Origin of the sequence: Streptomyces sp. NPDC050534 (genome assembly GCF_044457745.1) — a bacterium.
Classification (GTDB): Bacteria; Actinomycetota; Actinomycetes; order Streptomycetales; family Streptomycetaceae; genus Streptomyces.
This window is the reverse complement of the sequence record NZ_JBITHF010000002.1, coordinates 721,311-737,410: the sequence shown is the minus strand read 5'-3', so window position 1 is coordinate 737,410 and position 16,100 is coordinate 721,311. Positions and strand designations below refer to the sequence as shown.

General features: G+C 69.0%; 30 protein-coding genes. 5 read left to right on the top strand and 25 right to left on the bottom strand.

Going from position 1 to position 16,100, the window contains the following annotated elements:
- Window positions 1-168 (bottom strand): hypothetical protein, encoded by a 168-nt coding sequence (locus ACIBN2_RS08980; RefSeq protein ID WP_399133547.1) that lies wholly within the window; start codon window positions 166-168, stop codon window positions 1-3.
- Complete coding sequence (locus tag ACIBN2_RS08975) at window positions 165-656, bottom strand: DUF6907 domain-containing protein (protein WP_399133546.1); 492 nt, start codon at window positions 654-656, stop codon at window positions 165-167. Before ACIBN2_RS08975 ends, ACIBN2_RS08980 begins: the two co-directional genes overlap by 4 nt.
- A gap of 199 nt (window positions 657-855) precedes the next feature.
- On the opposite strand from ACIBN2_RS08975, the gene ACIBN2_RS08970 reads away from it, so the two are divergent.
- The 4 genes from ACIBN2_RS08970 to ACIBN2_RS08955 all read left to right on the top strand — a co-directional run bounded on the left by ACIBN2_RS08970 (window position 856) and on the right by ACIBN2_RS08955 (window position 2,836).
- A complete protein-coding gene (locus ACIBN2_RS08970; RefSeq protein ID WP_399133545.1) occupies window positions 856-1,065 on the top strand; it encodes a hypothetical protein in 210 nt (69 codons plus the stop codon).
- Between the two features lie 90 nt (window positions 1,066-1,155).
- Window positions 1,156-1,920, top strand: a complete 765-nt coding sequence (locus ACIBN2_RS08965; protein ID WP_399133544.1) for a helix-turn-helix domain-containing protein — start codon at window positions 1,156-1,158, stop codon at window positions 1,918-1,920.
- A 15-nt stretch (window positions 1,921-1,935) separates the two neighbouring features.
- Window positions 1,936-2,457, top strand: a complete 522-nt coding sequence (locus tag ACIBN2_RS08960) for a GIY-YIG nuclease family protein (protein ID WP_399133543.1) — start codon at window positions 1,936-1,938, stop codon at window positions 2,455-2,457.
- A gap of 133 nt (window positions 2,458-2,590) precedes the next feature.
- The gene (locus tag ACIBN2_RS08955; protein ID WP_399133542.1) at window positions 2,591-2,836 is read left to right on the top strand and encodes a hypothetical protein; all 246 of its coding nucleotides are present in this window, start codon (window positions 2,591-2,593) and stop codon (window positions 2,834-2,836) included.
- A gap of 54 nt (window positions 2,837-2,890) precedes the next feature.
- Here the strand turns inward: ACIBN2_RS08955 and ACIBN2_RS08950 are convergent, their stop codons facing one another.
- From ACIBN2_RS08950 to ACIBN2_RS08875, 16 genes are all read right to left on the bottom strand, one after another.
- Window positions 2,891-3,082, bottom strand: coding sequence for a hypothetical protein (locus ACIBN2_RS08950; protein ID WP_399133541.1), 192 nt, complete (start codon window positions 3,080-3,082; stop codon window positions 2,891-2,893).
- A complete protein-coding gene (locus ACIBN2_RS08945; RefSeq protein ID WP_399133540.1) occupies window positions 3,082-3,390 on the bottom strand; it encodes a hypothetical protein in 309 nt (102 codons plus the stop codon). The genes ACIBN2_RS08950 and ACIBN2_RS08945 overlap by 1 nt, the downstream gene beginning before the upstream one ends.
- Window positions 3,387-3,758, bottom strand: a complete 372-nt coding sequence (locus tag ACIBN2_RS08940; protein WP_399133539.1) for a response regulator transcription factor — start codon at window positions 3,756-3,758, stop codon at window positions 3,387-3,389. Before ACIBN2_RS08940 ends, ACIBN2_RS08945 begins: the two co-directional genes overlap by 4 nt.
- Entirely contained in the window at window positions 3,755-3,907 is a 153-nt protein-coding gene (locus tag ACIBN2_RS08935; protein WP_399133538.1) for a hypothetical protein, read from the bottom strand. The genes ACIBN2_RS08940 and ACIBN2_RS08935 overlap by 4 nt, the downstream gene beginning before the upstream one ends.
- Entirely contained in the window at window positions 3,904-4,092 is a 189-nt protein-coding gene (locus ACIBN2_RS08930) for a hypothetical protein (RefSeq protein WP_399133537.1), read from the bottom strand. Before ACIBN2_RS08930 ends, ACIBN2_RS08935 begins: the two co-directional genes overlap by 4 nt.
- 109 nt (window positions 4,093-4,201) lie before the next feature.
- Window positions 4,202-5,410 carry a T4 RnlA family RNA ligase gene (locus ACIBN2_RS08925; RefSeq protein WP_399133536.1) on the bottom strand — a complete coding sequence of 403 codons (1,209 nt, stop codon included), beginning with the start codon at window positions 5,408-5,410 and terminating at the stop codon, window positions 4,202-4,204.
- 259 nt (window positions 5,411-5,669) lie between these two features.
- Complete coding sequence (locus tag ACIBN2_RS08920; protein ID WP_399133535.1) at window positions 5,670-6,185, bottom strand: hypothetical protein; 516 nt, start codon at window positions 6,183-6,185, stop codon at window positions 5,670-5,672.
- A gap of 77 nt (window positions 6,186-6,262) precedes the next feature.
- A complete protein-coding gene (locus tag ACIBN2_RS08915) occupies window positions 6,263-6,454 on the bottom strand; it encodes a hypothetical protein (protein WP_399133534.1) in 192 nt (63 codons plus the stop codon).
- A gap of 27 nt (window positions 6,455-6,481) precedes the next feature.
- A complete protein-coding gene (locus ACIBN2_RS08910; RefSeq protein ID WP_399133532.1) occupies window positions 6,482-6,760 on the bottom strand; it encodes a hypothetical protein in 279 nt (92 codons plus the stop codon).
- Window positions 6,761-6,813: 53 nt separating this feature from the next.
- Entirely contained in the window at window positions 6,814-7,251 is a 438-nt protein-coding gene (locus ACIBN2_RS08905; RefSeq protein ID WP_399133531.1) for a hypothetical protein, read from the bottom strand.
- The gene (locus ACIBN2_RS08900; RefSeq protein ID WP_399133530.1) at window positions 7,248-7,496 is read right to left on the bottom strand and encodes a hypothetical protein; all 249 of its coding nucleotides are present in this window, start codon (window positions 7,494-7,496) and stop codon (window positions 7,248-7,250) included. The genes ACIBN2_RS08905 and ACIBN2_RS08900 overlap by 4 nt, the downstream gene beginning before the upstream one ends.
- The gene (locus ACIBN2_RS08895; protein ID WP_399133529.1) at window positions 7,493-7,771 is read right to left on the bottom strand and encodes a hypothetical protein; all 279 of its coding nucleotides are present in this window, start codon (window positions 7,769-7,771) and stop codon (window positions 7,493-7,495) included. Before ACIBN2_RS08895 ends, ACIBN2_RS08900 begins: the two co-directional genes overlap by 4 nt.
- Entirely contained in the window at window positions 7,768-8,166 is a 399-nt protein-coding gene (locus ACIBN2_RS08890) for a hypothetical protein (protein ID WP_399133528.1), read from the bottom strand. The genes ACIBN2_RS08895 and ACIBN2_RS08890 overlap by 4 nt, the downstream gene beginning before the upstream one ends.
- Window positions 8,163-8,435 (bottom strand): hypothetical protein, encoded by a 273-nt coding sequence (locus ACIBN2_RS08885; RefSeq protein ID WP_399133527.1) that lies wholly within the window; start codon window positions 8,433-8,435, stop codon window positions 8,163-8,165. The genes ACIBN2_RS08890 and ACIBN2_RS08885 overlap by 4 nt, the downstream gene beginning before the upstream one ends.
- Before the next feature lie 13 nt (window positions 8,436-8,448).
- Window positions 8,449-9,801, bottom strand: coding sequence for a replicative DNA helicase (locus tag ACIBN2_RS08880; protein WP_399133526.1), 1,353 nt, complete (start codon window positions 9,799-9,801; stop codon window positions 8,449-8,451).
- Complete coding sequence (locus ACIBN2_RS08875; protein WP_399133525.1) at window positions 9,798-10,790, bottom strand: helix-turn-helix domain-containing protein; 993 nt, start codon at window positions 10,788-10,790, stop codon at window positions 9,798-9,800. The genes ACIBN2_RS08880 and ACIBN2_RS08875 overlap by 4 nt, the downstream gene beginning before the upstream one ends.
- 185 nt (window positions 10,791-10,975) lie before the next feature.
- Between ACIBN2_RS08875 and ACIBN2_RS08870 the strand changes: the two genes are divergently transcribed.
- On the top strand, window positions 10,976-11,179 hold the full coding sequence (locus tag ACIBN2_RS08870) for a hypothetical protein (RefSeq protein ID WP_399133524.1): 204 nt from the start codon (window positions 10,976-10,978) through the stop codon (window positions 11,177-11,179).
- A gap of 174 nt (window positions 11,180-11,353) precedes the next feature.
- Here ACIBN2_RS08870 and ACIBN2_RS08865 read toward each other — a convergent pair whose 3' ends face one another.
- The 7 genes from ACIBN2_RS08865 to ACIBN2_RS08835 all read right to left on the bottom strand — a co-directional run bounded on the left by ACIBN2_RS08865 (window position 11,354) and on the right by ACIBN2_RS08835 (window position 16,077).
- Window positions 11,354-12,898, bottom strand: a complete 1,545-nt coding sequence (locus ACIBN2_RS08865) for a DNA cytosine methyltransferase (RefSeq protein WP_399133965.1) — start codon at window positions 12,896-12,898, stop codon at window positions 11,354-11,356.
- Window positions 12,898-13,734, bottom strand: coding sequence for a hypothetical protein (locus ACIBN2_RS08860; RefSeq protein ID WP_399133523.1), 837 nt, complete (start codon window positions 13,732-13,734; stop codon window positions 12,898-12,900). Before ACIBN2_RS08860 ends, ACIBN2_RS08865 begins: the two co-directional genes overlap by 1 nt.
- Window positions 13,731-14,030, bottom strand: a complete 300-nt coding sequence (locus ACIBN2_RS08855; protein ID WP_399133522.1) for a hypothetical protein — start codon at window positions 14,028-14,030, stop codon at window positions 13,731-13,733. The genes ACIBN2_RS08860 and ACIBN2_RS08855 overlap by 4 nt, the downstream gene beginning before the upstream one ends.
- A complete protein-coding gene (locus ACIBN2_RS08850) occupies window positions 14,027-14,851 on the bottom strand; it encodes a DNA adenine methylase (protein WP_399133521.1) in 825 nt (274 codons plus the stop codon). Before ACIBN2_RS08850 ends, ACIBN2_RS08855 begins: the two co-directional genes overlap by 4 nt.
- Entirely contained in the window at window positions 14,851-15,198 is a 348-nt protein-coding gene (locus ACIBN2_RS08845; RefSeq protein ID WP_399133520.1) for a hypothetical protein, read from the bottom strand. The genes ACIBN2_RS08850 and ACIBN2_RS08845 overlap by 1 nt, the downstream gene beginning before the upstream one ends.
- Window positions 15,195-15,596, bottom strand: coding sequence for a hypothetical protein (locus ACIBN2_RS08840; RefSeq protein WP_399133518.1), 402 nt, complete (start codon window positions 15,594-15,596; stop codon window positions 15,195-15,197). The genes ACIBN2_RS08845 and ACIBN2_RS08840 overlap by 4 nt, the downstream gene beginning before the upstream one ends.
- 61 nt (window positions 15,597-15,657) lie before the next feature.
- Window positions 15,658-16,077 carry an endonuclease VII domain-containing protein gene (locus tag ACIBN2_RS08835; protein ID WP_399133517.1) on the bottom strand — a complete coding sequence of 140 codons (420 nt, stop codon included), beginning with the start codon at window positions 16,075-16,077 and terminating at the stop codon, window positions 15,658-15,660.
- Between the last annotated feature and the right edge of the window lie 23 nt (window positions 16,078-16,100).

Below are 16,100 nucleotides of genomic sequence, written 5' to 3'. Positions count from 1 at the left end.
TCACCACCCCCGGACCGCGAGCGCACGACGGCGAGCGGCGGTGTCACGGGGAAGCGGCGGAAGGTCCGGCGTCGGCTCCGTCCGGCGGACGTAGGAGGCGAGCTCGTGGGCTCGACGGTCCGCGTCCGACATCTCCGGCTGCTGCGGCGTCTCGGCTGCGGTGCTCATGCCGACACCGCCTCGGCGTGCTGGTTGTGCAGGCGGGCGGTGCGGGCGGCCTCGTCGACCTTCGCGGCCAGCTTGCGCAGGTCGTCAGCCACCACGGACGCCATGTCAGGCGTGAGGTAGGCGTCGACACTGCCCGCGTCGCCGATGATGACGTGAGCCTCACGCATCTGCGGGTCGGTGGACATCGAGTCACTACCGACGGTCACGCTCAGCGTGTAGGCCGGCTTGCCCTCGTTGAGGAACGAGGGGACGTGGACCGCGAACTCTTCACCGGTGTGGTCGACGTCCTCGATGAAGTGGACCCACCCGGCGACGTGATTCGTCTGGCACCAGTCGGCGCATTCGACGAACACGATCTTCTGCTCGGGGCCGGGAGCGCCGATCGCCACGGGGGCGAGGTGGTGACCCGGCGCGATCGCTGGGAACGTGGCGACGTTGGTCGCGGGGTGGTCGACGCTCGACGCACCGGTAAGCTCTTGCGTAGCCATTCAGGGGTCCCTTCACAGATCCTGATTGGTCAGGCCCTGGCCAGGGAGTGGAGTCCCTCGGCTGGGGCCGTTTTCGTTTGTGGGTGTCGGTGGAGCGACACAGCTGTCCCATCCGGACCGGTGGAGCGATCCCGAGTGGCACTCCACTAACGTAGCGCCTTCCCTAGACCGTGGCAATCCACTGTGGGAAGATTCCTCCATGCCAGCCGGAATCCACCTCAAGAGAGCCCGCACGTACCGCCCGGACCCCGAGCTGTACGAGCAAGCCCGGGCTGCCGTCGCCGCGGTGGACTCCACCATGAATGAACACATCAACGCGTTCCTGCGTTGGCTGATCCGGGAGACAGACGAACTGCCGCCGCGCCCCCTGAAGCGGGAAGGCGGACCGGGCACGCCGCATGGTCGGTGATCTCTCATGCCTACACGGTGACAGTGAGGCAGCCCGCCCCGCGACGACATCTCGGGCGACATTGCGGCGGCATCCGGCTACCGTGGATGCATGACAAACCCGAACACCATCCTCCGAACAGTGCGCATCTCCATGATGCTCAGCCAGGACGACTTCGCCAGAGCGCTCCGGGAAGCCGGCGAGCAGGCCAAGCTTCCAATCGAGCCCAGCAAGCGGCTCGTCCAGCGATGGGAGTCCGGGGCAATTTCCGTGCCAAGCCCTCGCTACGCCCGCGCCCTTGAAGCCGTCACTGGCATGCCGATCGACTCACTCGGTTTCGCCTCGCCGGCCATGTCGCGCGTTACGGACGACGGGGCTGGCGGTCATGACGTCCACCTGTCCCCCGACGGAATTGCCGCTCCGTCGCCTGGCCCAACCGCTGCCGCATCTCCTCGCGGCAACTACTCCGGCGTGTGGCTGTCGCAGTATGAGTACGTCTCCAGCGGGCGCGGCGACCAGGTCTTTGTTGGCAAGCACTTCGTCGTGCTGCTTCAGCACGGGAATCGGATAAGCGTCCGCTCCTTGCCTGGCGCGTCCCTGAACCCGGATTCGCCTCTCACGATTGACCTGACCGTGGACAACAACGTCGTGACAGGCACCTGGGTGGAACAGACCGCTGCCGACGGCTACTACCGCGGGGCCCGCTACTACGGCGCCATTCAGATGCTCATCGAGCCGACGGGCCGCCGCATGGCCGGCAAGTGGGTCGGCTTCGGCAAGGAGTTCGACATCAACACCGGGCCATGGGAATTGCGGCTTGAGGACCCATCGACGAATCAGGCGACGATCGCCAAGTACAGCCGAGTACCCGAATAGGCGGAGGGAAGTGCGTTGACCCATCTGGAAGTCGTACCTGAATTCAAGGACACGCTCGATCGACCAGCCTGGTGGTTCCAGGAGCAGTGGCTCTGGGCGCGGACCGACTGGTCTAAGGTCCGCAAGCCGATGACCGAGGAAACCCGGAGGCGGGCCTACGCCCGCGAGGGCATTCCATATCCGGGCGACGTAGAGCCGGCGCCGGAGCAGCCCCGCCCCGTTGACGCTCCTCCCCCGCCACCTAAGCAGAAGGTGCCTAGTGCCAAGTCGCACACCTACCTGATCGGGGCAGACGGCACGCACCTGGTGAAGATCGGTATCGCGAAGGACCCGATGCGCCGACTGAAGGAGCTCCAGACAGGCCAGCCGATGGCCCTCCATCTGCTGTGGTCCGCCGTCGGGGATTACGAGCGCGACCTGCACATCCACTTTGCCGCCCACCGCATTCGCGGCGAGTGGTTCGATCTATCCGCCGTCGGTGACCCAATAGACGTCGTCAAGGCCGCCGTTGGGGAGATCGAGGCCGCCCGCGCCTGACCGCCTCTCCCGCCTCACACGCGCCGCCCGTGTTGCACGGGCGGCGCGTTGCTGTTCGCGCCCTTGCGGCCCGCCCGCGCTCCCCTGACGGTGGCCTGTGCGCGGGGTGGTGCATCGACGCGAGGGGGACGACGTGCAACGCACGTGGAATGGCATGGCCGGCTGGCTGCTGCTGCGGCTGGCGGTGGTGCTGCATCGGACGGTGGCTGGTCCGGCGGCGCGGGAGCGGGTGCAGTTGCGGCGGAACACGGCGTTGCGTGGCGCGTACCGGCGTGGGGTGACGGTGCCGGAACTGGCGGCGCAGCTCGGGCTGTCGGAGGGGTGGGTGCGGCAAGTGCTGAACGGGAAGAGGCCGCCGGAGGTGGAGGAGGCCGCGTAGGCCGGACACGACGAAGGGCCCGCACCCGGGTTGGGTGCGGGCCCTTCTGGTGCTTCACCGTCCGGCTCGGCGTTTGGTCTGGCGTTTGATCTGGCTGGTGAGATGCCATCCGCGGCAGGCGGGGCAGCGGTAGGTGCGTTTCTCGCGGCGTTTGGGGTCGGCGTTGTCGATGCCGGTGAGGGCGAAGAGCGCGCCGATGCGATCCCGGTAGCGGAATTTGCCAGTGGGGCAGAGACCGGCGGCCATCACTGGCCCTCCCGCTCGACGTCCCAGTAGCGCCGGTCGTCGGCGGCAGCTTCTTGCACGCTGGGCCCGGTGTCGTGGGCGGGCGCGGACTCGCCGAGGGCGTGGTGGATGGCGATCGCGGCGGTTCGCTCCACGATGCCTCCCATCGCGGACAGGCTGCCGGCCACGGTTCGCACGCGTTCGATGGTCTCCTCTCGCGCCCGGTTGGAGGCTTCTTGGCTGGCGCAGATGTCGGCGAGGTCGATCTCGTCGAAGTTGTTGAGGTACCAGCGGGCCCGGTCGGAGAGCTGCTCGTAGCGGTCGGTCATGCGGCGGTCTCCAAGGTTGTCTCGCTGCTGTCTGCGGTCTTCTGCCTGCGCTTGCGTCTCTCGACCTGGTAGTCCCGCTCCCCCGCCTTGCAGGCCTGGCAGGCGTCTTCGCCGCGTTTCTGGTGCTGGGTGTAGCCGCCGTGGTCGCCGTGGCGTTGGCTGCGGGGCCGGCCGTCGAGGATCCCGGCACGGCAGGCGAGGAGGACGGCGTGGGCGATGTTGCGGGCGTCGAGCTTGCGTGCCAGGCGGAGCGCCATCTTCGAGACGCTCTTCTCCTGGTAGCCCAGCTCGTGGGCGATCGCGGCGTAGGTCTGGCCGTTCGCGGCGCGGCGCAGCACTTCGGCCTCGACGTCGGTCAGCGGGGTCACAGCACCTCCTCCAGCGCTATGCGAACGTCGGTGATGTCGCGGTATACGGGCCAGTCGACTTGTCCGCGTAGGTCCCACCAGCCGTGTGGGGGTACGGGGCCCGGGTCGGGGGTGGCGGTGTCGCACGGGTCGGGCGGCATCGGCGTCACGGCTGCCTCCTGGTGGGCCGTCCGGTTTTGATGTGGCCGTCGGTGGTGAGGTGGCCGTCGGCGTCGGCGAGCATGCGGACGGCGCGCTGGAGGACGTCCCAGGGCTTCTCGCCGGGGTAGCAGCGGCGGAGGACGGTGAACGTCCATGCGGTGACCCGCAGGCGGGGCGGAGTCGGGGCGGTCATCGGGCGTCTCCTCGTGCGGGGTACGGGCAGTGCGGCCCGTCGTCGCCGTCGTCGGGTTCGGGGTCGAAGGCCGTACCGGGGAGGGCGTGGGTCGTCCAGCGGGCGGTCATCACGCCTCCTCGTCGGCGACGAACGGGGCAGACGCCTCCGGCTTGACGGACCGCCATAGGTGCAGGCCGACCGGCTTGCCGTCCAGGTACAGGAACATCGCGGAGCGGATGGCCGGGTTGCCGATCTGCTGTGCGGCACGTGCGAACTTGCCACGGTCCGCGCCGAGGCCGGCGATGCGCCGGTACTCGTGGGCTGCGATCGTCTCCACGGCGTCGGCATCCCGCTCAAGGCGGGCGGCCACGCTGCGGACCCAGGCGTCGAACTCGTCGGGTACCTGCTCCAGCAGGCTGTCGAGCGGCCCGTGGGTCGCGCCCGCCAGCGCCGTGATCTCAGTGACTGGGCAGCCGAGGGCCTTCGCGACCGTCTTCGGCTGCGCGTCGGCGAACTTCTGCATGCCGAGGTAGCGCCAGATGTCCCGCTCAGTGATCCCGGTCAGCACCTTGTGGAGGCGAACGTATTCGGCGAACTTCGCCTTGGCGCGCAGGCCGGAGGCGTAGCGGATGACAAAGCCCTCCGCGCGCATTCCGGACGTCTGCTGGCCGTCTGGCAGTTGGTTGGCCTCGGTGAGTTTCAGAAGCTCGTCGAGCGGCGGGGCGGGCCACGTCCGCACCACGGATCCGATGTCCACCCAGTCGTCGGCAACGAAGTCCAGTTTCCACTCACGGCCTTCTGCGTTGTAGGCGGCGAGGAGGACGAGGTCTTGTCGCTGGCCGTAGTCGACGACGATCCGGTTACCCGGGTAGACGATCTCGGCGAGGTAGGTGTTGCCGGGGACGAGGTATCCCGTGGGCCGACTGTCAATCCAGGCCTGCGCCCACTGTGCCTGCTCGCTAGCGAAGGAGCCTTTCGATGCCACCCGCCAGCGACCGTCGTACCAGAACACAATGCCGAGAGACCCGTCGACCTTGTCGTAGACGGTGAACGGTTCGCCGTCGGGCAGGGGTTGCGCGTAGTCGTGGCCGAGGGCGTGCTCGCCGACGTTGAAGAACTTCGGGAACGGCCAGGCCACGATCTCGCCGGTCTTGTCGTCGGCGATCAAGCCTCGGCAGCGGGTGGTGACCGGAGTCCAGACGCGGTCGTACTGCGCAGACCGCGTGTAGGTGTAGATCGACAAAGGCAGCGTCGGGTGCGTCTTGCGGGTGACGTATCCGGCGTCGGCGGCGGCGGCTAGGTCGTCCGGGTCGAACAGTTCGGCAAGGTCGGTCATGCGTGCCTCTTCTCGGGTGCTGTGTGCCCGTGTGGCGGGCGCGGGTGGCGGGTGTGGGGCTCGGGCGGGTCGGGGGCGGTTGCGGGGCTCAGACGGGCGCAGGGCCTCTCCGTGGCTGTGAGCGCCTCTCAGGGGCGTCAGGCTCGTGCGGGACGTTCTCGCGGCATTCGGCCGTCAGACGGGCGCACAGGGCCGCTCTCGGGGCCGCGCAGGTCTTCTCGGGCCGATCCAGGCGCGACTGAGGCCGCCCACGAGCCCGTCACGCCTCGGCCTCCTCGGTCTGCACGGCGGCGGGCGCGGCGGCCAGACGGCGCAGCAGGCCCTCGGCGTCACCGAGCGCGCAGCGCTGCCGGAAGTCGTAGCGCTGGTACTCGGCGACGTTGATGTCGGTCTTCTCGCGCAACTTGGCCACCGCGTCGGCGGCCTCCAGCAGGACGGCGGCCCGGTCGGCGGGCGGCGGCAGCACGGCGTCCGGGTCGTGCAGCCGCGCCTCCTCGGCCAGCCACGCGGGCCAGGTGGACGGGTCGCCGTAGTAGTGCTGGCCGGGCAGTTTCTCGCCCGCCGACACCTCTTCGCCGTCACGGCGCCAGTGGCCCTTGACGTAGGCGTGGAAGCGGCCGAGCTGCGAGTCCTCGGTAGCCCGGTAGGTCAGCGAGATCTCTGTCGGGACGAGGTAGCCGGGCCCGTACTCGTTGGCCACCTCGGGCATGCCGCGCACGGCATAGGTGACGTTGCGGCCGATCGGGATGCGGACGGGCGTCGGGTCGGTGGTCATGGTCAACTCCAGGGTTCGATATGGAAGGCTGGGCGGAGACTCCGCGGCGTTACCGGCGCCGCGGAGTCGCTGCATGGTCATGCGGCGGTCCGGCGGACGAGATGCACGCCGTCGCAGCGGTCGCAGACGGTGGTGGCGAGGCTGATGTGCGCGCCCGACGGGACCGACCGCAGCGCCAACTCGGCCGTCGGGAAGCGTTGCTCGCCCGACGGGCAGACGCGGGTCTGCCGGATGTTCCGGGCCGGATACCGCAGCCACGGGCCGGACATCAGCGGGCACCCCGGGTACGGCGGGCATCAGCGGGCGACATCAGGCGCCTCCTCGGCCGCGAGCAGGCTGCGGAGGTGCACGGCGACGGGATGCCTGGCGTCCGGCCCGGCAATCTGACGCCCGGTCTCGTCGAGGCTGGCGGCGAACTCCAGCACGCGGGCGATCGCCGCCCGCAGCCGCCGCACTTCGTCGAGCAGCTGCCGGCCGGTGGTCACGTCGATGCCGGTGCCCATCTCGGCGGCGGCAGCGAGGACCGCGGTGGTCTCGTCGAGGTCGAGGGGCTGGTTGGTGGGTGTGCTGGTCATGCGAATCTCCTTGCTGACGCTTCGTCTACTTAGGTCGGGGTTCAACGTGCGGGTCACGCGACGGGCTCGGCGAGTGCGTCGGCGACGGTGCGCCCGCGGTACGTCAGCGTCGGTGCCAGCTGCTTCGCGATCCGCAGCGCCGTCACGTGGTCGAAGCGGTACGCCTTCAGCCACTCGGCCTGCTCGGCGTCGAAGTCGTCCATCTCGGCCTGCGTGGCCGGCTCCTGCGGGCCGCGACTCCAGCAGAAGCCGGGCGAGCGCTTCCCGTCGGCGTCGACGTACTGGCTGCGGCACTGCACGGACCACAGGCCGTCGCCGCGGTAGGAGACGCGCACGGTGTACGTCCAGCGCTCGTCGTGGTCTTCGGGCAGGCAGCTGACGGTGTAGCCGGTCGTCTGGACGATCGGGTCGGGCTGTCCCGGCTCGATGTGGCCGAGGCCCTCACGGATCTGGCGCATCGTCATGGCGGGGCGGGGCTCGTTCGTGGTCATGCAACCTCTCCTTGCTGCGGGTGGTGGTGGGGCAGGGCGTTGGGGGTGGCGGTCTGGGGGACGAAGCGTCGGCCGAGGAGGCAGACCGTGCCGTCCGCCTCCTGCGCGAGGTCGAAGCCCTTCACCTGGGCCTTGCCGACGTTGATCCGCACCTGTTCGGCGGGGACGCCGACGTGGAGGAGGTGGCCGTTGGCGTACAGGTCGTGGGGTGCTTCGCGGACATCGGACGGCTGGACCGTGGTCATGCGACGTTTCCTTCCTGGTGCTGGTGGTTGGCGGGGTTGCCGCCGCACTTGGCGCAGGTGCACACGTCGGGCGGTGGGGTGGGTCCGGATGCGGCGGTACCGAGCGGCCAACCGCCGGTGTGAGCGATCCGATAGCCGGGCGTGGGCACGGCGGTGAGCTGGGCGCGCGCGGGCTCGGCCTGCACCGTGCGGCCGGTGATGTGGCGGAGGTAGTCGCGGAAGCTGGCCGGGTCCTTACGAAGTTCCGCAATGTCCTCGGCGCTGAGATCGGTCATGACTCCCCCATGGGCAGCTCGCCCTGGGCGCCGGTCCGCGCGGCCTCGATGGCGGCGCAGCGGCGGCAGGGGTCTTCGAAGTGGATGGCCCCGGAGCCGAGCGCCCAGGACTTCTGGAACTTGACGTGGTCGGCGAGGGTGCCGTGGGCGGCCATGTCGTCGATGGCCTCGTCGGTCATCAGCGGCTCGTCGAGCGGGACGTGGCAGCCGCAGGGGCAGCCGGGCTCCCCGCCGATGCCGAGGGCCGCGGTGTGGGCCCAGCAGGCGTGGTGCTTGTGCTGGCGGCAGGCGGGGCAGATCGTCGTCTTCTCGCCGAACGCCACGACGACCTTGCCGGGGCGGAGTTCGGAGTCCTGCGCCCGGTAGCCGCGGCTGCGGCCTCCTCCTCGCGTCACGTTGCCCACGCCCCTTCGCCTGCGGGGAGGAGGCCGATGAGGTGGCTGATGGCGGCGTGCCAGGCTTCCTCGGATTCGAGGCGGGGGTGGGCGCCGGTGTCGCGGTCCCAGCCGACGAGCGGCCGTATGGCGGGGCGCAGGGTGTGCGACCAGTAGATCGAGAACGACCACATGGGGTCGGTCTCGGCCTTCTCGGCTTCAGCACGGACGTCCTGCTCGAGGTCGAGCAATCGGGGCTCGACGGCGGTGAGTTCGGGCCAGGTGATCACGGGTTTCTCCTTGTCAGTGGTCGCGGCGGAAGTTCTGAAGTCGGCCGTAGTGGCCTTGGAAGATCAGCGGGATGACGCGGCCGTTGGCGCCGTTGCGGTTCTTGGCGACGATGAGATCGATCTCGCCTGCGCGGGGTCCCGTGTCGGTGCCGTCCTCGGCGAGCGGCCGGTGCATGAGGATGATCACGTTGGAGTCCTGCTCGATCGCCGAGGAGTCCTTGAAGTCGGTGACCAGGGGCTGCCTGCCGACGGAGCCGCGGTTGAACTGGGCGAGCGCGATGACGGGGATCTCGAACTCCATCGCCATGAGCTTCAAGCCGCGGCTGATCGTGGCGACTTCCTGCGCCCGGTTGACGCCGCTGCTCGAGCCCTCGGGCGTCAGTAGCTGGAGGTAGTCGGCGACGAGGATGGCGGCCGCTTGGCCGTGGCCAGCCATCCAGCGGAGCCGGGCCCGGATCTTCGACAGGGTGAGGTTCGGGGAGTCGTCGAGGATGAAGTTGCGGGCGTTCTGCATCCGGTCGTTGACCTTGATGACGCGGGCCCACTCGTGGTCGCTGAGCCTGCGGCGGACCAGCCTGTCGACGTCGACGCCAGCTTCGGCGGCGGTGAGGCGGGCCATCAGTTCGGAGCCGCCCATCTCCATCGACGCGACAAGCGCTGGCCGGCAGCGGGTGAGGGCAACGTGGGCGGCGAGGTTCATGCCGAGCAGGGACTTGCCGCCGCCGGTCGCGGCGCCCACGGTGACCAGCTGGCCGGGCTTGAGCTCGATGACGTCGTTGAGGTCTATCCACGGGGTGTCGAGGGCGCGCGGGTCGTTGCCGGCCTGGAGTTCGTCGAGGAAGGCAGCCCACCGATCGGCGACGGAGAGCTTTACCTCGAGCGGCGATGCGCCGGTTGCCGCGCCCTGGAACTCGGCCATGGCATCGTCGAGGATCTCGGCGGCCGTGTCCTGTCGGGCGTAGGCGCGGGCTGCGGCGCGGGTGGACGTTTCGATGACCGCGCGCAGCATGGCCATGTCGCGAACGATCTCGGCGTACCGCTCGGCGTGTGCGGTGGACGGGACGGCGGCAACGAGGTGATGCAGGTAGCTGCCGCCGCCGATCTTGTTGAGTTCGCCAGCGCGGGCCAGTTCCTCGCCGACGGTGATGGGATCGACCTTGGGGTTGCGACTGCGCCCGTACAGGTCCGTGATCGCGGTAAAGATCGTCTGGTGTGGGGGGCGGTAGAACTGACCGGGCTCGACCATTGCGATCATTCGGTCGATGACGCCCTGCGACAGCAGCATGCTGCCAAGGACGGCCTGTTCGGCCTCGAGGTCGAAGGGCGGTACCCGCTCGAACTCGTCTGGCTGGTCGTAGTCGTTCACGCTGCAGGGTCCTTACGGCTTGGGTGGCATTGCGGGCAGGGGTAGAGCGAGCGCAGGCCCTTGTCGTCCTCGTGCTGGCGGAGGCGGGTGATCTCGTCGCAGTCCGGGTCGCCGCAGTACGGCGGCTTCTGTTGGGCGCCCGACCGTTCAGCACGGGCCGCCTGAGCGTCGGGGTGCCAGGGCGACCCAACCGGGGGCGCCTCGTACTCGCGCCAGACGTCGAGCAGCAGAGTCCCGAACTTGATCGGGTTGCGCGGGTTCCAGCGGAGGCCGGCGAGGTGGACGAGGTACGGAATGCCGTGGCTCTTCATGAGCTGCTGGACGACGACCCACTGAAAGTTGCTTAGGCGGGTCCAGCTGACGGAGATGCCCTTGACGCCGAGAGCGTCGATCAGCGGCTTGGCCCACTCGGGGACTCGGCTGCTGCCTGCTTGCGTACTTACGTAGTTAGAAAGATTCGGTGGAAGTGTGCTTCCAGTCGTTCCTTCCTGACCTGCGGTTTCGTGCTGCGCCGAATCTGCCGACCGGGTGGAAGTGTGCTTCCGGTCGGTCCGGGTGGAAGTGTGCTTCCGGTCGTTCTCTTCTGACCTGCGGGTATGCGCCTTTTCCGAGGTGTTACCGGCGGTGTACCGACCGGAAGTGGGCTTCCGCCCGGTCGACCGACCGGAAGTGGGCTTCCAGTCGGTCGCCTTGAGCTCACGCTTCCTTTCGCAGGCCAGGTCCCATACGAGGGGGCGCCGGTCTGGCGGGAACTTTGCAACGACCGCCGGGTCGCCAGGGCGGATGAGGCCGGCCTTCTCCAGTGCGGCCAGGTCGTTGCGAACGGCCCGGTCGGACTTGCGGGCGTACTCGGCGAGAAGCTCCTGAGAAGGGCAGGCTCCGCGGCCTTCCCTGTCGGCATGGCGAGCAAGCCCGACAAGGACCGGGATCCAGTGCGGCGACACGTCGGGCGCCGACTCAATCACCCACATCAGGGCCTCTTTACTCACGGGAAATCTCTTCTCAAGGAGGGGTGTCTCTCGGGTCTACAACTGGTTCTGGACAGCCCTCATGGGGGTGCTGTGGCTCGATTGCCGTTCGCACAGATACGAGAATACCGTTCGCGGGGTGAATACGCGAGTGATGACCGCGCTCGCGTAGCGGAATCGCGTTCGCGCATGGCAACATGGGTTGCATGACCGACGCCGAGACGGAGATCAGACAGGCCGCCAAGAAGCGCGAGCGCTCGAAGGCCGCCTTCGACCGCGACGACGCAGCGCTGCGTGCCCTCTTCGTCGAGTGGCGCGCCAAGGGCATCGGCCCGTCGGACATGGCCCGCTGGTCCGGCATGACCCGTGAGTGGGTCGCGAAGATCGCGCCCGCTGCCAAGTCCGACTGATCGCATCTCCCCTCCTCCTGTTCTCCTTGGGCCCCGCTGTTGCGGGGCCCTTGCCGTGTCCGGGCTAGGCGGCGAGTGCCGTCTGGGGTGCGGTGTGGCGGTCGATGTCCTCGCCGGTGATGGCCTCGACGAGGGCGGAGACGATGACTTCGGCACAGTTGGGGGTGACGGCGTTCATGCGGCTGCCTCCTGGGTGTCCTCGATGGCGCGGGCGTGGAGCAGCCGGAGGGCGTAGGCGGCTTGCTGCCAGACGACTCCGTTGCCGAGGGCGCGGAGCATGGCGGGCCGGGTGAGGCCGGGGGTGTCGGTGACCCAGCCGTCGGGGAGGCCCATGAGCCATTCGGTGAAGACGGGGCTCAGTCGTCCCAAAGCGTCGGTGGGCCAAGGGGCGGGGCGTCCGAGGACTCGTTCCCAGCGGCGGATGGCGGGTCCGTAATCGCCCCAGTCAAGGTCGGGTTGCCCCGGCCGTAGCTGGAGGACGTCCTCTCGCCGTCCGACGTGGTCGGTGTCGGCAGGAGCTGCGCTGCGGCACTCGGCAGCATCAGGTCGCCCTTGCTGCCGCGCTGATTCGGGCCGCCCTTCGTGCCGTCCGTGGCCCGTGGCGTGGGGAAGAGCTTCGTCGGGCCGTCCGAGTTCGGGGTCGGTGCAGCCGTGGCAGCCGGCGCAGAACCCTCCGGCGTCGTGGAAGGGCTCTGCGCATCCGCAGGTGGGGCAGACGGGCTCGACAGTTGCCCGCTGAACACCACGTCCGACAGGGTCCAGCCCTCGTTCACGTTCGGGTTGTCCGCCTTCCGGCCGGCCGTGGCGTTCCTGGTGCCCTTCGCGTCGCCAGCCATCGGCGTCGGGAGTAGACGATCCACCGTGGACGGCAGATCGTCCTCCTATCCCGCTCCCTTGCCGTCCCTCGCCCTGGGCGTCGGCAGCAGGTGTTCCACCTCGTCGGCCAGCGTGGGGCCATGCCCGCCCGCTTTCCGCTTGTCGGGATGCTGCGAGCCGCCGTTCGTCCCCAGGTTCGAGGTCGGCGTCTTGAACAGGCGCCGCGCTTCGTCCCGCAATCCCCAGCCCGCTGACGACCCGCGATCCGTGCCCCCGTCCGAGGCCACTGGGGTCGAGAGAAGCCGGCCAGGCGTAGATGATGATGCGGCGGCGCCTGTGCGGGGCGCCGACTTCGTCCGCGCCCACGCGCTCCCATTCCGCATGGAGCCCGAGGGTGGCCAGGTCTCCGAGTACGGCTCCAAGAGCTCGAAGAATCCGTCCTGCGTCGGCCTCTTCTTCCAGAGCCTCAGCGTCGAGTCCCAGTCCACGATCAGCGGGTGCTGAGAGGAGCCCTTCGACATTTTCGATGACCACCAATCGTGGGTTGAGTTCGTGGATGGCGCGGGCGAAGTGGGCCCACAGCCCTGAGCGGGAGTCGGTTGTCAGGCCTGCGCGCTTGCCGGCGGAGGAGACGTCCTGGCACGGGAAGCCGCCTGTGAGGATGTCGACGGGGCCGTGCTCGTCGATGACGGCCTGCCAGTCGACCTTGGTGATGTCGCCGAGGTTGGGGACGTCCGGCCAGTGGCGGGCGAGGATCTTCGCGGCGTACTGGTTTTTGTCTTCCTTGCCGTTCTTGTCGGGCGGCTCGTACTGCGAGTGCCAGGCCACCTCGGCGTCGTAGACGTCCATGACAGCTAGGTCGAGGGCGCCGGTGCCGGTGAACAGAGAGCCGATGCGGAGCATCACGCCGCCACCTGCTTCCGCTGCCGCTTCTGGCCGGTGCGCCATTCGGCGACGATTTGGCGGACGGTGGAGATGGACACTTCGCCGCCGAGCCGGTTGAGGATTTGTTCGGGGGTGTCGCCGTGCCAGGCGAAGTGGATGATCTCCTCGCGGCGGAGTTCGGCGCGTTCGTGGAAGTTCAGGTCGCGGCCGAGGTCGGGCTGGGCTTCGGGGTCGTCGATGTCGTCCCAGGCGGCGGGCGGCGCCCAGCCTTCGCGGGCGGCACGGTTCCGGGAGCGGGCCGACGTTCCGGGTGTGGTGGACAGCTTCCGGAAGCCTGCGTCGACGCGGCGTGCGAGTCCGAGGCTGACAGTGGTGAGGCTGCCGTTGAGGAGGTCGGTCAGGACTGTGTGGTCGATGCCGCAGGTGGTGTCGATGTCCCGGCATTTGTGGCCGAGGGCGACGAGTGCGCGGGCCTTGCGGATGCTGACCAGTGCGGGCGTGCTGCGGTGCTCGGGGATGCAGTCGCCGGGCTGGATGGCGAGGAGCTTGTTGGCGGTGCTGCGCCGGCACTGCGGGTTCTTCTCGGTGAGCAGGTTGTGGATGGTGGATGTGGAGCAGCCGGAGACGGCGGCGAGTTGGATCCATCCGGCGTCGGCGGCGAAGAGGCCGCGGATGTGGTCGGCGACGGGCTTGGTGTCGACCATGAGGCTGCGGCCGGTCTGGTTGAGGAAGCGGCGCCGCTTGTCGTAGTTGTTCTCGGCGCGTCGGCAGGGCGTGCAGGGGCAGCCGGGGATACCGGCCGCGGGACGGCCCTTGGCGCGGGCGGTGGTTCCGTGTTCGGCGAGCGGCTTCACGACTGCTCCTCCTTCCGTGCCTGGTCGTTGGTGGCGGCGAGGATGGCGTTGCAGGTGTCGAGGTCGCCGCTGCTGTCCCAGTCCTGCTGCTCGTGGCCGGTCATGAGCTGGGCCTGGCGCGGGTCGTAGGGGCGGGTGTCGTCGTCGCTGATGGCGCGGTTGATGGACCACACGGCGAAGGCGAGGAGGCCGGCCGCGATGGCGACGTTGGGCCAGTTGTTGCCGAGCCAGGCGCCGACGGGCTGGAGGTTGTTGCCGGCGGTGAGCCAGGCCGCGTACACGTCGGGGGTGTTCACGCGCTCACCTCTTCGGTGAAGAGGTCGTACTGGGCACCGAGGGGGGTGTTGGACCAGAGGACTTCGGTGCGGTCCTTGGCGGTCTTGGCGTTGCCGGTCATGGTTGAGGTCTCGTAGCGGTGCCAGCCGTCGTACAGCTCGTCGTAGAGCGGGCTGTGGTAGCCGGAGAGGACGACGGCGGCCTTGCAGTCGGCGAGTGCGGCCGCAAGCTCGCGGTGCTCGGTCTCGGCCTTCATCTCGATCCGGTAGTTGTTGCCCCAGCCGCGCGTGGTGCCGAGGTAGGGCGGGTCGACGTACAGCAGGCACTTGGGCTGCTTGCCGTACTTGCCGATCAGGTCGAGGGCGGGCATCGACTCGAGCGAGACGCCGTGGAGGCGTTCCGCTGCTGCGGCGAGGCGGAGTACGTAGGCCTCGAGGTAGCCGGGCATCGAGGTGACGGATCCGGCGGGGTCGATGTAGTAGCGCCAGCCGGTGTTGCGGAGGGTGCCGGATCGGCCTTGGGCGAGGCGGCACCAGATGCGGCGGGCCAGCTCGAGGTCGTTGCCGGTCGGTTCCCAGGTCGCCTCGAGTTCGGCCCGGCTGTGTGGGGTGAGCATGCAGGCTCGGATCAGCTCGTCGGGTCGGTCGCGCAGGACCCGCCAGAACGTCATCAGCTCGCCGTCGAGGTCGTTGACGGTCTCCATCCGTGACGGGGTCTTGGCCAGGAGCACGGAGAGGCCGCCGCAGAAGGGTTCGACGTAGTGCTCGTGGGAGGGCAGCAGTCGGACGATCCAGTCGGCGATGCGCTGTTTGCTGCCGAAGTACGGGACGGGGCTCTTCATCACGCGGCCGCCTTCCGTGCTGCTGCGGTTCCGCGCCAGGTGCGGACGCCGCTGTGGTGGGTGGTGGGGCGGCTGGAGCAGGCCCAGCTCACCTTGCGGACGTAGCCCTCGTCCTGCAGCAGCGTCATCAACCGGCCCCAGTGGGCTTGCGGGTTGGGCGGCTGGGGCAGGTCGTGCGCGTCGGCGATCTCGTAGCAGGTGAAGGTGCGGCCGGTCGCGGCAGCGGCTATGAACCTGGGCCAGACTTCGGCGAGCCACGCCTCGTAGTCCTCGGCCTGCCGCTGCGTCTTCGTCTGCCGCGGCTCGGGCACGCTGCCGTCGAGGGCGGGCTGCACGGTCGCGGTCATGACGCTGCCACCTGAAGCTGCTGCTCGACGGCGGCGATCAACTCCGCGTCCGGCGTCCAGATCCCAAGCTGGCCGCGGACGTCGAGGACCGGCTCGGGCAGGGCGATCACGTCGGCCAACTCCCAGTGATAGAGACCGGGTTGGGCCCAGTAGCTGCAGCAGACTTGGTTGCCGTTGTCGAAGTGGCAGTCGGCGAGGGTGGCGACGGCGACGACCGCGCTGTACACGGCCAGGTGCTCGCCGTAGACGATGGCGTCTCGGTCGGGCTGGGCTCCGGCGTGGATGAGGATCCGGGCGCCGTGGTGCTTGGCGGGGAGCTTCCAGGTGCGGTTCTCGACGCGCTTCGTCTGGTGGGCGATCGCGCCCGCCCATGGCTGTCGAATGGTGAGTGCCTTCATGGCTGTGGTCTCCTGGTGTTGCCGGGGCCGGCCGCATTACGGGTGCGGCCGACCCCGGATTTCACGGGTTGAGGATTGGGTTTCCGGCGCCGTAGACGGCGAGATAGTCAGCTGCCGCTTGGCGGTGGTTCTCGTAGACGCCGACGATCACGTTGCAGTAGTTGCAGAGCAGGGCCCGAACGACGCCCGTGTCGTGGCAGTGGTCAACGGCCAGGCGCCTTTTGGCGGTCGGGCCCTTGTGGCAGATCGCGCACACGCCGGCCTGGGCATCCAGGAGGGCCGCATAGTCGTCGAGGGTGAGCTTGTAGAGATCCCAAAGCTTTCGCTTGAGCCGCTGCTCGGGGGTTTCTTGCCGCTTTCCTTGGCGAGCGGCGTTGCGGCAGACCCCGCAAACCGTTCGCCGACGGCCGTCGCCCTTCTTGTGAAAGGCACCCTCGGGCCGGACTTCTTTGCACCTCGTGCACGTCTTCTGAATGGACACGGTCACTTGCCTCCTCTCGGCGG